The organism is Corallococcus sp. BB11-1 (assembly GCF_026626625.1).
In the GTDB taxonomy this organism is placed as follows: Bacteria; Myxococcota; Myxococcia; order Myxococcales; family Myxococcaceae; genus Corallococcus; species Corallococcus soli.
Genome location: NZ_JAPNJY010000032.1, coordinates 156248 through 169965 on the forward strand (window position 1 = coordinate 156248; position 13718 = coordinate 169965).

The following is a 13718-nucleotide window of genomic DNA, read 5'->3' on the forward strand; positions in this document are numbered from 1 at the left end:
CATGCGACCCCGGGCGTTGGGATGCGTTCTCAATTGGGCTGTCCACCCGCGGTCCTCCAGCCGTAGCCGTAGGGGAGCCGCCGCCCCCGGCGCGCTCCCGCAACCGTCGTCGTCTCTCGCAGTCCCCTCGTCCGGCAGTTCATTACCCCCAAGAAGGAAGGCGCATGCGTCTCAGGGAAAAGCTTTTGACCAGCCTGCTGCTGGTGCCCATGGCGGGCACCAGTGCGTGGGCCAAGGAGCGGTCGAACTACGACGCGTTCCTGGAGCAGAAGGAGTCGCGCTCGCTGGCCGTGGACCCCACCACGGCGGTGTCGCGCGGTCTTCGCGTCGAGCAGACCGAGCAGCGGCTCGGCGTGCCCACGTTCGCGTGGGCGACGCAGGATGGCGCGCAGTCCAAGTCCGTCATCCGCAACGGCATGACGGCGGAAGGCGCGGCGCGCGCGCACCTGCAGACGGTGGCGGACAGCTACCGCCTGACCCGCGATGACGTCGCCAGCGCCACGCTGCGCGCGGTGCACAACACGGGCAAGGGCCCGATCATCGCCACCTTCCACCAGACGGTGGGCGGCATCCCGGTCTTCCGCAACGAGATCAAGGTCATCATGGGCCAGGACCTGCGCCTGGTGGCCGTCAGCGGCTACCTGGCCCCGTCCGAAATGACGCTCAACGCGCGCCTGAAGGCCCGCGGCGCGGGTTCCTTCCGCCTGGGCGCCTCGGAGGCCGTCTCCGGTGCGTTCAAGGACCTGACGGGCACCGGCGCGCAGGCCGCGTCGTTCGTCAACACCGGCACGCAGGGCGAGTACACCTTCTTCGAGCTGGCCCCGTCCGCGCAGGCGTCCCTGTCGCAGGGCCTGACCACCCCGGCCCGCGCCCGGCAGGTGTTCTTCACGCTGTCCGGCGCGCTCGAGCCCGCCTGGTACGTGGAGGTCAACGCCGGCCCGAAGGCCGCGCGCTCCAGCCAGTACTTCGGCTACGTGGTGTCGGCGACCACCGGCCAGGTGCTCTTCCGCAACGACCTGACGGCGGACGTGGGCGGCACGCCCTTCACCTACAAGGTCTGGGCGGACACGACGTCTCCGTTCATCCCGGAGGACGGTCCCCAGGGCAACGACGCGACCCCGCACCCCACGGGCCTGCGCGACGGCTTCCAGCTGCCCCTGAACCGCCCGCAGAGCGACATCACCATCGCCAACACGCCGTTCACCAAGAACGACCCGTGGCTGCCGGCGAACGCGACGCAGACCACCGGTAACAACGTGGACGCGTACGCGGACCTCGCGGCGCCGGACGGCTTCACGCCCGGCACCGCGGACCTGCGCCCGGAGACGACGGCGGCCAACACCTTCGGCCACGTCTTCGACCAGAACCTGGCTCCGAACGCCAACGCCACGCAGATCAAGGCGGCGGTCGTGAACCTGTTCTACGTGAACAACTTCCTTCACGACTGGTTCTACGACGCCGGCTTCGACGAGGCCGCCGGCAACGCCCAGTCGTTCAACTTCGGCCGTGGCGGCGCGGAAGGCGACCCGCTCCAGGCCCAGGGCCAGGACTACGGCGGCCGCAACAACGCGAACATGAGCACGCCGGCCGACGGTGCGTCGCCGCGCATGCAGATGTACGTGTTCGACGGCACGCCCGAGCTGAACGTGACGGCGCCGGCGTCGCTCGCGGGCAACTACGACTCCGGTTCGGCGTCGTTCGGTGCCCAGGTGTTCGACGTGACGGGGGACGTCGTCGCGGCCCCCAACAACGGCTGCGCGCCCTTCGAGGCAGGTGCCTTCCAGGGGAAGATTGCCCTCATCGACCGCGGTGCCTGCGACTTCTCCGCCAAGGCGCTGAACGCGCAGAACGCGGGCGCCATCGCGGCGGTCATCGGCAACAACGCGCCGGGCGAGGCTCCCGGACTGGGCGGCGCGAACCCCGCGGTGACCATCGCCACGCAGTCCATCACCCAGGCCGCCGCCATCGAGTGGAAGGCGGCGCTGGCGACGGACACCGTCACGGTGAAGATGCGCCGCGTGGCGGCGCTGGACCGCGACGGCACGCTCGACAACGGCATCATCGCCCACGAGTGGGGCCACTACATCAGCAACCGCCTCATCGGTAACGCCGCGGGCCTCAGCAACAACCAGGGCCGCGCGATGGGCGAGGGCTGGGGCGACTTCCACGCGCAGATCATGCAGGTGCGTGAGAGCGACCGGACCAAGCCCGGCAACGCCCAGTACCAGGGCGTCTACACCAACGCCGGCTACACCTCCAGCGGTGGCAAGAACAACGGCTACTACTTCGGCATCCGTCGCATCCCCTATTCGACGGACCTCACGAAGAACGCCCTGACGTTCAAGCACATCCAGAACTTCACCGCGCTGCCGGCCGAGCAGATGTCGGGCACGGTGACGGGTGAGATCAACAGCCAGGTCCACAACAGCGGTGAGATCTGGGCCACGATGCTGTGGGAGGCCTACGCGAGCCTGCTGAACGCGCACCCCTTCCAGGAGGCCCAGGACCGCATGAAGCGGTACCTGGTCGCCGCCTACAAGGCGACGCCGAACGCGCCCACCTACATTGAAGCGCGTGACGCGCTGTGGGCCGTGGCCCTGGCGTCGGACCCGGCGGACTACCAGCGCTTCGTGGCGGCGTTCGCCAAGCGCGGCGCGGGTCACGGCGCCAAGGCGCCGGACCGCAACTCCTTCGACCACATCGGCGTGACGGAGAGCTTCTCGGCGGGCGGCAACCTGGAGGTCGTCAGCATCAAGCTGGATGACAGCCAGCTGGGCTGCGACCACGACGGCGTCCTCGACGTCGACGAGCAGGGTCAGCTCAAGGTCACCGTGCGCAACGTGGGCGGTGGCGGACTGAGCGCCTTCAGCGGCACGGTCAGCACCTCCAGCACCACGGCCACCCTGGGCTTCCCCAGCGGCAACCAGATCAACGTCCCCGCGCTGTCGCGCGGCGCGCAGGCCACCGTCACCCTGCCGGTGGTCCTCACGGCGACGTCCGACGACCTCGCCCGCGCGGGCCTGAAGATCGTCTTCGACTCCCCGGAGATCCCGCCGGCGGCGAAGACGGTGACGTTCGACCCTCGCGTCAACTACGACGACGTGCCCGCGGTCAGCAACACGGAGGCCTTCGAGTCCGGCCTGGCGTCCTGGACGCTGTCGCAGAACCTGTCCTCGTCGGGTGACTTCACGCTCGAGGGGCCGGTGGAGAACCGGTACGCGCACGGCACCAACCCCGCCGCGGCGACGGAGATCACCCTCACCAGCCCCTGGATGTCGGTGGACGATGCCGCGGACTTCACCATCAGCTACAAGTACCGTCACTCCTTCGAGGAGGACTACTCCACGGGCGCGGCCTACGACGGCGCGGTGCTGGAGTTCACGGTCGACGGCATCGACTGGATCGACCCCTGGGATCTGTACCCGGTGGTGGACGCGGATCCGGGCTACACGGCGTACATCTCCGAAGGCGGCCTGAACCCCATCGAGGGTCGCGCGGCCATGGCGCTGGCGAGCGCGGGCTTCCCGGCCTTCACGTCCGCGAGCATCAACTTCGGGACGTTCTTCCCGGACCTGGGCCTCAAGAACGTGCGCTTCCGCTTCCGCGTCGCCGGCGACATCGCGGTGGGTGCGTACGGTCTGGACGTGGATGACGTGGCGTTCACCGGCGCGACGCCGGTGTTCGCGTCGCAGGCGCCGCAGGCGGCGTCGGGCGGCACCTGCAACCTCCGCCCCATCGCCAACCCGGGCCCGTCGCGGGTGGCGCTGCAGGCGGTCCCCGAGGCCAGCATCGTCGGTGGGGTGTACACGCGCACCACCATCCCCCTGAACGGCACGGGCAGCTTCGACCCGGACGCCGCCGCCGGTGACACGCTCACCTACGCCTGGACCCAGGTCGGTGGCGCCACGCCCGTGACGCTGACGGGCGCGGACACCGCGACGCCCAGCTTCGTGGCGGACGTGGACTACAGCGACACCCTCGCCTTCCAGCTCGTCGTCACCGACGCGGCCGGCAAGACGAGCGCCCCGAAGACGGTGCAGATCGAGATCATCGACGTGAACCAGCCGCCGGTCGCCGTGGCCACCGCGCCCGCGACGGTGAACGAGCGTGACACCACGCCCGTGACGCTGGACGCGTCGGGCTCCTCGGACGCGGACCGCGTGGACGCGGCGTCCCTGGGCTTCACCTGGACGCAGACGGGCGGCACGCCCAAGGTGACGCTGACCAACGCCAACCGCGCCAAGGCCACGTTCCTGGCGCCCGAGGTGACGGCGGACACGCAGCTCACCTTCACGGTGAGCGTGACGGACGGCACCGCGACGGTGTCCAAGGCCGTCTCCGTGACGGTGAAGAACGTGGACCGCGCTCCGGTGGCCAACGCCGGCGCGGACTTCGACGCGGACGCCCGCTCCACCGTGACCCTGGCCGGCTCCGGCTCGGACGCGGATGGCACGGCGGTGACGTACCTCTGGGAGCAGACCGCGGGCGCGGCGGTGACCCTGACGGGCGCTGACACGGCCACGGCGGGCTTCACGGCGCCGGACGTCAACACCGCCACCGAGCTGACCTTCCAGCTCACGGTGACGTCGGGCGGCCAGTCCACCACGGACCTGGTCAACGTCACGGTGCGCAAGCTGAACCGTCACCCGGTGGGCGAGGCTCCGGCCGCGATCTCCGCGGACGAGGGCAGCAACGTGGAGCTGGACGCTTCCGGCATCACGGATCCGGACGGTGACGCGCTCACCTACGCCTGGACCCAGGTCGGTGGCCCCGCGGCGCTCAACGTCACGGGCACGGACGCGGCCACGCTGAAGTTCACCGCGCCGCAGGTCCAGGCCGACACGGCCCTGGCCTTCAGCCTGTTGGTGAAGGACGTGGAAGGCGCGACGGTCGGTCCGTTCGTCCACACGGTGACGGTGAAGCAGGTGAACCAGGCGCCGGTCGCCAAGGCCCGGGTCATCTCGGGCGTGCGTGGCGGTGAGCTGGTGCGGGTGGACGCCTCGACGTCCTCCGACCCGGACAACGAGACGCTGACGTACGCGTGGACGCAGACGGCGGGCTCCTCCGTGAGCCTGACGGGGGCGAACAGCGCCGAAGCCAGCTTCACGCCGGCGAAGAAGAAGACCGCGGAGACCTACGCCTTCACCGTGACGGTGACGGACGCGGCCGGTGCCAGCAGCACCGCCGACGTGCAGGTCAACGTGCCGAAGTTCGAGGAAGAGGGCGGCGGCTGCTCGTCCGCCGGCGGCTCCGTGGGCGGGATGGCTCCGCTGATGGCGCTGTTCGCGGCCATGGGCCTGCTGCGCCGTCGCAGGTCGGCGTAAGGCACCCAACGGCTTCGGCAATCTGAAGCCCTGAAGTGAACGAGGGGCGGTTCCCGACACGGGAGCCGCCCCTCTCTTCTTTCCACCGGACACCCGCGCGCGGGGGGCGGTAGGCTTGGCCGCCTCATGGCACGCACGTTCCAGGTGGGAGACACCTTCACGCACGTCCGCCAGTGCGACCGGCTGCGGCCGGTGTATTACGCGGGCGCTTCCGGGGACTACAACCCCATCCACATCGACCCGGAGGTGGGCAAGCTCGCCGGCTTCGACGGCGTCATCCTCCAGGGCCTCTGCACGCTGGGCTGGGCCGTGGAGGCCGTGGCCGTCTTCGTGGGGGACCCGGGCCTGGTGCGCCGCGTGCGGGTGCGCTTCTCCCGGCCGGTGCTGCCCGAGGACACCGTCACCTTCCAGGGCCGCGTCGTCGCCATCGCGGATGGCCGGCTGCGCACGGAAGTCACCGCCACCAACCAGCGCGGCGAGCCCGTCCTCCGGGGCGCCGTCGTCGAAACCTCGCTCGGATAGCCATGGCCCTGGACCCGAAGTTCGTCGGCCGCTCCTACGGCCCCTTCACGTATGAAATCGGCCGGGAGAAGCTGCGCGAGTTCTCCCTCATCCTCGCGGGCTCCGTGCCCTCCGCGGGCACCTTCGGCGAGCCGCCCGCCCACGTCAGTCCCCTGCTCTACGCGGACGACGCGGCGAAGGCGGGGCCCTACGGCGACGTCATCGCCTTTCCCAGCTTCGCGGTGGTGTTCGCCATCCGCCCCTTCAGCGCCGCCATCGCGGATCCGGAGCTGGGCGTGGACCGCGTGCGGCTGGTGCACGGCGAGCAGGAGCTGGAGTTCCTGGGCGTGATGCGCCCCGGGGACGTGCTCACCACCACGGGCCACATCCGCGAGCTGTACCGCAAGGCCGGGATGGACTTCCTCGTCGTCGCCACGGAGACGCTCAACGCGCGCGGCGAGCCGGTGGTGCGCGGCGTGTGGACGGCCGTCATCCGCCCCGCGTAGGCACGGGCGGCTCGCCGGGGGCGATGATGCCCTCGTCGAGCAGCTGCGCGAGGATGCGCGCGGTGTCCAGCCGCGACATCCCCGACAGCGCGAACAGGTCGTCGAAGCTCACCGCGCCGTCAATCTGCGCGAGCACGAAGCCCGCGCGGTGGTCCAGGTTGAGCCAGATGATGTCGTCCGGCTGCAACCGCACGCGCGGCATCCGGTTCAGGTCCCCCAGGCGGGCCTCCAGCATGCCCACCAGGATGCGCTCGCTGCGGTCGCGCAGCGCCTCCACGCGCGGGTCCTCCGGGGCCAGCGACTGGGCCCGGCGCAGCAGGTCCACCGCGCCCGAGTGGTCATCCAGCGTCAGGAGGTCCTCCGCCCCCTGGAGCAGGCACTCCACCTCCGAGCCCTGGGGGAGCGGCCCCATCCCGGAGCACGTCTCCGGGAGGCCGAACTCCTGCGTGCGGTGCGCCTCCGCGATGAGGTCCAACGCGTCCCCCGGCGCCCCCGTGCCCTCCGGGAGGCTCACCGACTCCGGCAGCGGCTCCGCGGGGCCGGGGCTGGCGGCTTCGGCCCAGGCGCCCCAGTCCCCTTCCAGGTCGGGCGCCGCGGCGTTCACCGGCGACGCGGAGCCGGGCCCCTGCGCCAGCAGCTGGCGCGCGCGCGCGTTCGCGGGATCCAGCTCCAGCGCCCGGACGAAGAGCCGCTCCGCGCCCGGCACGTCACCACTCAGCCGCAACAGCAACCCGGCTTCCACCAGTTGCCTGGCCCGGAGCGTGTTCATGGGTGACTCCGTCGCGGCGCGGGACGCGGCCGGGGGGCACGGCGGGAGCGGACGGGGAGGCCGGGCATGCGTGGCTACCTTCCCGGCGTCCCGCGCGGACTGGCCGAGCGCAAGAGCGGCAGGCTCTGGGAGAGCGCCTCGCAGGCCCGCGTGAGCGCGCCCACGTCCTCGCCTCCGCGCACCTGCCGGGCGTGGTCCAGGGCCAGCTCCGCGCGGGCGACGACGTCCGGGGAGAGGCCCCCGGCGCCGGGCAGGAGCCGCACGCGGGAGAGCGCGTCCACCAGGTCGCGGGCGAGGGTGTCCAGCTCCACGCGCCGGGTCTTCAGCTCCTCCGAGGCCCGGGCGGTGACGAGCCAGTCGCGCTGCTCGTCCATGATGCGGCGCAGCTCGTCTTCCGTGAGGCCGCTGGACGCGGTGACGGTGATGGACTGGCGCAGGCCCGTGTCCCGGTCCCTGGCGGACACGGACACGATGCCCTCCGCGTTGATGTCGAACGTCACCTCTATCTCCACCTGGCCGCGCGGCGCTTCGCGCAGGCCGGTGAGGAGGAACTCGCCCAGCAGCTCGTTGTGGTGCGCCAGTTCGTGCTCGCCCTGGAGCACCATGATCTTCACCGTGCGCTGGAAGTCCTTGGACGTGGCGAACACCTCCGTCGCGGACGTGGGCACGGTGGTGTTGCGCGGAATCAGCCGGCGCACGTAGCCGCCCGCGATGGCCACGCCCATGCTCTGCGGCGTGACGTCCAGCAGCAGCAGCTCACCCTCCTGCGCCACCAGCGCGTGCGCCTGGATGGCGGCGCCCAGGGCCACCACCTCCTCCGCGTGCACGCCCTTGCAGGGCTCGCGGCGGAAGTACTGGCGCACCTGCTCCACGATGCGGGGCATGCGCGACATGCCCCCCACGAGGACGACCTCCTTGAGCTCCGAGGGGCGCACGTTCGCCTCGCCCAGCACCTCGGACGTGATGCCCACCAGGCGCTCGCCCAGGTCCGCCGTCAGGTCCTCCAGCTTCTCGCGGGTGAGCGTGGACTGCAGGTGCAGCGCGGCGCCTCCGCCCGGCGGCGTGCAGATGAAGGGCAGGTGCACCTGCGTCTCCTTCACCGACGACAGCTCCACCTTGGCCTTCTCCGCGGCGTCCTTCAGCCGCTGCAAGGCCATGCGGTCCTTGCGCAGGTCGATGCCGTGCTCCTTCGCGAAGCCGAACACCATCCATTCGATGATGCGGTGGTCCCAGTCCTCGCCGCCCAGGAAGGTGTCGCCGCCCGTCGCCACCACGTCGAAGATGCCGTTGTTGATCTCCAGCACCGACACGTCGAAGGTGCCGCCGCCCAGGTCCAGCACGGCGATCTTCCCGTTCACCGTGCGCCCGAAGCCGTACGCCAGCGCCGCCGCCGTGGGCTCGTTGATGATGCGCAGCACGTCCAGCCCGGCGATGCGGCCCGCGTCCTTGGTGGCCTGGCGCTGGCCGTCGTTGAAGTAGGCCGGCACGGTGATGACGGCCTGGGTGACGGGCCGGCCGAAGTGGGCCTCCGCGTCCGCCTTCAGCTCGGCCAGTATCATCGCGCTGACCTCCGGCACGGCCAGGTCGCGGCCGGCCAGGCGGATGCGCACGTCGTCGTGCGCGCCGCACACCACCTGGTACGTCAGGGCGCGCATCGCGTCCTGCACCGGGCGCGAGGAGAACTTGCGCCCGATGAGGCGCTTGGCCGCGGACACCGTCTCCTGCGGGTTGGTGATGGCCTGCCGCTTGGCGATGCCGCCCACCAGCCGCTTGCCGTTCTTCGACACCGCCACCACGGACGGGGTGAGGGGCACGCCGGTGCGGTTCTTGATGATGAGGGGCTGACCGTCCTGCACGGTGGCGACGAGGCTGTTCGTCGTCCCCAGGTCGATGCCAATGAGCGGTTCGGACTCAGCCATGGGGGAGCATGCACCTCACGAGAACGTCCAACGCAACTTCTTGAGGGCCGCACGGGCCTCTGCGTTGTCCGGATCCAGGCGCACGACCTCCTCGTAGTGGTGCTTGGCCGGCTTCTTCTGCCCCAGCGCCAGCAGCACGTGGGCCAGCAGCAGTTGATAATCCGCGCGGCCGGGCTTCAATTCCACCGCCCGCTGGGCGAGCGCCCGCACCTCCTGGACGTCATGCGCCAGCTCGCGGCCCACGCGCGCGGCCTGGTAGGCCGCCTCCGGGTTGTCGCCGTTGAGCGACACGGCCAGCTTGTAGGCCGCGTGCGCTCCGGCGAAGTCCCCGCGCATCTCCAGCTCCTGGCCCCGCGCCACCTCCGCCTGCGCGCGGTGCAGGTCGTGCTTGCGGCGCGCGTCGACGAGCAGCGCGGCGACCTCGCGGTTCTTTGGGTCCAGGCCCAGCACGTGGTTGAAGTCCTGGTAGGCCCGCTCGAAGTCGCCGCGCGCCGTGGCCGCCCTGCCCCGGGCGATGAGCTCCGTGAGCTTGTGGGTGCGCGCCATGTACGGGTGGCGCGCCAGCCGGGCCTGACGCTCCGCGCGGCGGGCCTCCGACTCCGGATCCACGGGCTCGGCGGGGGCCGCCGTGGGCTGGACCGACGCGAAGGCGCCCGAGGGTGGCCGCGCCTGGGGCTGCACCGACGCGAAGGCGCCCGAGGGCGGCCGCACCGGGGCCGGGGACGCGGGGACCGGCCGGGGCGCGGAGGACGACGTCGCGGGGGGCGCCGCCGCGGCGGGGCGCGGCTCCGCGCGGCTGAGCGCGTTCTGGGCGTCGGTGAGGCGCTTGAAGATGCGCTCCAGCCGGGCGCGGAAGCTGCCCAGGTTCTTGCCGAAGTAGCGGTCCGGGTGGAAGCGCCGCGACGCGTTGTAGTAGGCCTGCTTCACCTCCGCGGCGGTGGCCCCCCGGGACACGCCCAGCACGGCGTGGTGGTCCATCCCGTCCAGCGAGCGCTCCAGCTCGATGATCTCCCGCTTCTGTTCGGGATCCAGGTCCACCTCCTCCGCCATGGAGGCGTCCACGGCCGGGGCGGCGGGCGTCGTGCGCGGCACCACGCGCGCGGGGACGATGGCGCCCTTGGCGCGCAGCGACAGCAGCACGGCGATGGTCCGGGCCTCGCCCAGCGCGGAGCGCGACAGCACCGCGTCGATGCGCTCGACACGGCCCACCAGCCCCAGCACCGTCCCCTCCTCTGGACTGAGCTGGAGGCGGGACAGGTCCAGGTGGGGCACCGTGGCGATGTGGTCGGTCCGGCCCCCCAGGCCGACGATGGGGTTGGGCGCGCTCAAGCGAATCCCCGAGTGTAGGTGTCTGGGACGCAGGGCGTCAAACGCCCCCATCCAACGGGCTGCTCCCCGGAAAAACGGCTAGAGGGAAGCCAGCACACGCTGGAGGATGCCCAGGGCTTCGTCCAGTTCCTGCCGGGTGATGGTGAGCGCGGGGGCGAATCTCAGCGTCGTCTCCCCCGCGGAGTTCACCAGCAGTCCGGCGTCGCGCAGCTTCGCGATGACGGGCGCGACCTCGCGGTCCAGCTCGACGCCCAGCAGCATCCCCCGCCCTCGCACGGCCTGGATGCGCCCTTGGGGCAGCGCCGCCTGGAGCGTCCGCGCGCCCGCGAGGAAGTGCTCGCCCTTCGCCTGCACGTCCGGCAGCAGGCCGGGCTGGCGCAGGAGCCGCAGGACGACGTTGGCCGCGGCGGCGGACACCAGGTTGCCGCCGAAGGTGGAGCCGTGGGTGCCGGGGGTGAGGCTCTTCGCCAGCTCCTCGCGGCAGAGCATGGCGCCCATGGGCAGGCCGTTGCCCAGGGCCTTGGCGACGCTGATGGCGTCCGGCTGGATGCCGTCGTGCATGAAGCCGAAGGGCAGGCCCGTGCGGCCCATGCCCGTCTGGACCTCGTCCACGAGCAGCAGCAGGCCCTGCGCGTCACACAGCTCCCGCAGGCCCTTGAGGAATCCGGGGGGCGCCATGCGCACCCCGCCCTCGCCCTGGATGGGCTCCACGAGGATGGCGGCGGTGGCGGGCCCCACGGCGCGGCGCACCGCCTCCAGGTCCCCGTACGGGACGTGCCGGAAGCCCGCGGGCAGCGGCTCGAAGCCCGCGTGGTACTTCGGCTGGCCGGTGGCGGTGACGGTGGCCAGGGTGCGGCCGTGGAAGCTCTTGTCGAAGGTGATGAGCTCGAAGCGCTCCGGCGTGCCCCGGTCCTTCATCACCTTGCGGGTGAGCTTGATGAGCGCCTCGTTCGCCTCCGCGCCGGAGTTGCAGAAGAACGCGCGCGGCAGGCCCGCCCAGTCCGTCAGCTGTTCGGCCAGGTCGATCTGCGGCTGCGAATAGAAGACGTTGGAGACGTGCCACAGCAGATCCAACTGCGCCTTCGCCGCCGCGACGACCTCCGGGTGGCAGTGGCCCAGCGCGCACACGGCGATGCCGCCGATGCAGTCCAGGTACGCCTTGCCATCCGCGTCCCACACCCGCGTGCCCTGCCCCCGCACCAGGGCGATGGGTTGCTGCTTGTAGTTCTGCAGCAGGTGCTGCTTCGCCTTCTGCATGAGGGCGTCGTTGCCAGGGGCGGCGGCGGGGGATGGCGACGGATGCGGCAAGGCGGTCTTCCTCACGATTCGTGCGGCTTCAGGGGGACAACGGCGGGGACGCTAGCGCGCTAGAGGATGTAGCGCGACAGGTCCTCGTCCTGGACGATGGCGGACAGGCGCTCGCGCACGTACGCGCCATCCACCTGGAAGTCGCGCGGTCCCAGCTCGCTGGCGGTGAAGGACACGTCGTCCAGCAGCCGCTCCAGCACGGTGTGCAGGCGCCGCGCGCCAATGTTCTGCGTCCGGTCGTTGGCCTGCTGCGCGATGCGCGCCAGCTCCGACACCGCGTCGTCCGTGAAAGTCAGGCGCACGCCCTCCGTGGCGAGCAGCGCGGTGTACTGGCGCAGGAGCGAGTTCTTCGGCTCGCGCAGGATGCGCACCAGGTCCTCGCCGGACAGCGCCTCCAGCTCCACGCGGATGGGGAAGCGGCCCTGCAGCTCCGGGATGAGGTCCGACGGCTTGGAGACGTGGAACGCGCCCGCGGCGATGAAGAGCATGTGGTCCGTCTTCACCTGCCCGTACTTCGTGTTGACGGAGGAGCCCTCCACGATGGGCAGGATGTCGCGCTGAACGCCCTCGCGCGACACGTCCGGCCCTCCGCCGCCCTTGCCGCCCTCGCGGCTGGCGATCTTGTCGATCTCATCGATGAAGACGATGCCGCTCGACTCCGCGCGCAGCACCGCTTCGCGCTGGACGCGCTCCGGATCCACCAGCTTCTGCGCCTCTTCCGCGCGCAGCATCTGGAGCGCCTCCGGCACGCGCACGCGGCGCTTCCGGGTGTTCTTCATGCCCGGCATGTTCTTGAACAGGTCCTGGAGGTTGACGCCGATCTCCTCCATGCCCTGGCCGCTGAAGTTGCGCATGAACGTGGGCGAGCTTTCGCTGGTCTCCACCTCCACCTGCTGATCATCCAGCGTGCCGGCGCGCAGCTGGGCGCGCAGCTTCTCCCGCTCGCTGTCGCCCAGGGGGGACGGCGCGCTGGGCGGCGGGGGCGTGAAGCCGAAGGGCGGCGACGCGGCCGGGCGGGACGCGCCGCCGTTCTTGATGAGCTCCATCAGCCGGTCCTCGGCCAGCTCCTCCGCGCGCGGCTTGACCTTCTCCGTCTCCTCCTCGCGCACGAGCGCGATGGCCGCCTCCACCAGGTCGCGGATCATCGACTCCACGTCGCGGCCCACGTAGCCGACCTCCGTGAACTTGGAGGCCTCCACCTTCACGAATGGCGCCTGGGACAGCTTCGCCAGCCGGCGGGCGATCTCCGTCTTCCCCACGCCGGTGGGGCCGATCATGATGATGTTCTTCGGGTGGATCTCATCCCGCAGGTCGTCGGAGACCTGCTGGCGGCGCCAGCGGTTGCGCAGCGCGATGGCCACGGCGCGCTTGGCGTCGTTCTGGCCGACGATGTAGCGATCCAGCTCGCTGACGACCTCGCGAGGCGTGAAGGCGGACAACTTGCGCGGTTCGGCCACGGGGCGGTCCTCTCAGAGCTCTTCGTAGGTGACGTTGGAGTTCGTGTAGACGCAGATGTCCGCGGCGATGGCCATGGACTGCGTGCAGATGTCGCGGGCCGACATCTGGGTGTTCGCCTGGAGCGCTCTCGCGGCGGACAGCGCGTAGGAGCCACCGCTGCCCACCGCGGCGATGCCGTGGTCGGGTTCGATGACGTCCCCCGCGCCGGAGAGGATGAAGGTCTTCTCCCGGTCCGCGACGATGAGCAGCGCCTCCAGGCGGCGCAGGAAGCGGTCGGTGCGCCAGTCCTTGCCCAGCTCCACGCAGGCGCGGGTCAGGTTCTTCTGGTGCTCCTTGAACTTGGCCTCGAAGCGCTCGAAGAGCGTGAAGGCGTCCGCGGTGCTGCCCGCGAAGCCGGCGAGCACCTGCCCGTCGCCAATGCGGCGCACCTTGCGCGCCGTGTTCTTCATGATGGTCTTGTCGAGGCTGACCTGGCCGTCGCCCGCGATGACGACCTTCTGGTCGCGGCGGACGCAGAGGATGGTGGTGCCGTGGAACATGGCGGGAGGTTTAACAAGCCCGCCCCGCCCCCACCAGCAAACACGGCCCGGCTGTCCGCTCCCTC

9 protein-coding genes are annotated in these 13718 nt (G+C 71.1%); 3 read left to right on the forward strand and 6 right to left on the reverse strand.

The annotated features are described in order from the left end of the window. Nucleotides 1-164: 164 nt before the first annotated feature. The 3 genes from OV207_RS28920 (at nt 165) to OV207_RS28930 (ending at nt 6331) form a co-directional block, all read left to right on the forward strand. On the forward strand, nt 165-5324 hold the full coding sequence (locus OV207_RS28920) for a myxosortase-dependent M36 family metallopeptidase (protein ID WP_267558275.1): 5160 nt from the start codon (nt 165-167) through the stop codon (nt 5322-5324). Nucleotides 5325-5450: 126 nt separating this feature from the next. Further along, on the forward strand, nt 5451-5846 hold the full coding sequence (locus OV207_RS28925) for a MaoC family dehydratase (protein ID WP_193429222.1): 396 nt from the start codon (nt 5451-5453) through the stop codon (nt 5844-5846). 2 nt (nt 5847-5848) lie between these two features. Next, entirely contained in the window at nt 5849-6331 is a 483-nt protein-coding gene (locus OV207_RS28930) for an FAS1-like dehydratase domain-containing protein (protein WP_267558276.1), read from the forward strand. Here the strand turns inward: OV207_RS28930 and OV207_RS28935 are convergent. The 6 genes from OV207_RS28935 to hslV all read right to left on the reverse strand — a co-directional run bounded on the left by OV207_RS28935 (nt 6315) and on the right by hslV (nt 13653). Beyond that, nucleotides 6315-7100, reverse strand: a complete 786-nt coding sequence (locus OV207_RS28935) for a hypothetical protein (protein ID WP_193429220.1) — start codon at nt 7098-7100, stop codon at nt 6315-6317. The genes OV207_RS28930 and OV207_RS28935 overlap by 17 nt on opposite strands. A gap of 74 nt (nt 7101-7174) precedes the next feature. Further along, nucleotides 7175-9019: a molecular chaperone DnaK gene (gene dnaK / locus OV207_RS28940; protein WP_193429219.1), complete on the reverse strand. Its 1845-nt coding sequence runs from the start codon at nt 9017-9019 to the stop codon at nt 7175-7177. A gap of 15 nt (nt 9020-9034) precedes the next feature. After that, entirely contained in the window at nt 9035-10348 is a 1314-nt protein-coding gene (locus OV207_RS28945; RefSeq protein ID WP_267558278.1) for a DnaJ domain-containing protein, read from the reverse strand. A 78-nt stretch (nt 10349-10426) separates the two neighbouring features. Further along, on the reverse strand, nt 10427-11605 hold the full coding sequence (locus OV207_RS28950) for an aspartate aminotransferase family protein (RefSeq protein WP_267558300.1): 1179 nt from the start codon (nt 11603-11605) through the stop codon (nt 10427-10429). A gap of 110 nt (nt 11606-11715) precedes the next feature. Then, nucleotides 11716-13113, reverse strand: a complete 1398-nt coding sequence (hslU, locus tag OV207_RS28955) for an ATP-dependent protease ATPase subunit HslU (RefSeq protein WP_267558279.1) — start codon at nt 13111-13113, stop codon at nt 11716-11718. A 12-nt stretch (nt 13114-13125) separates the two neighbouring features. Further along, on the reverse strand, nt 13126-13653 hold the full coding sequence (hslV, locus tag OV207_RS28960) for an ATP-dependent protease subunit HslV (RefSeq protein WP_120536022.1): 528 nt from the start codon (nt 13651-13653) through the stop codon (nt 13126-13128). Nucleotides 13654-13718 lie beyond the last annotated feature (65 nt).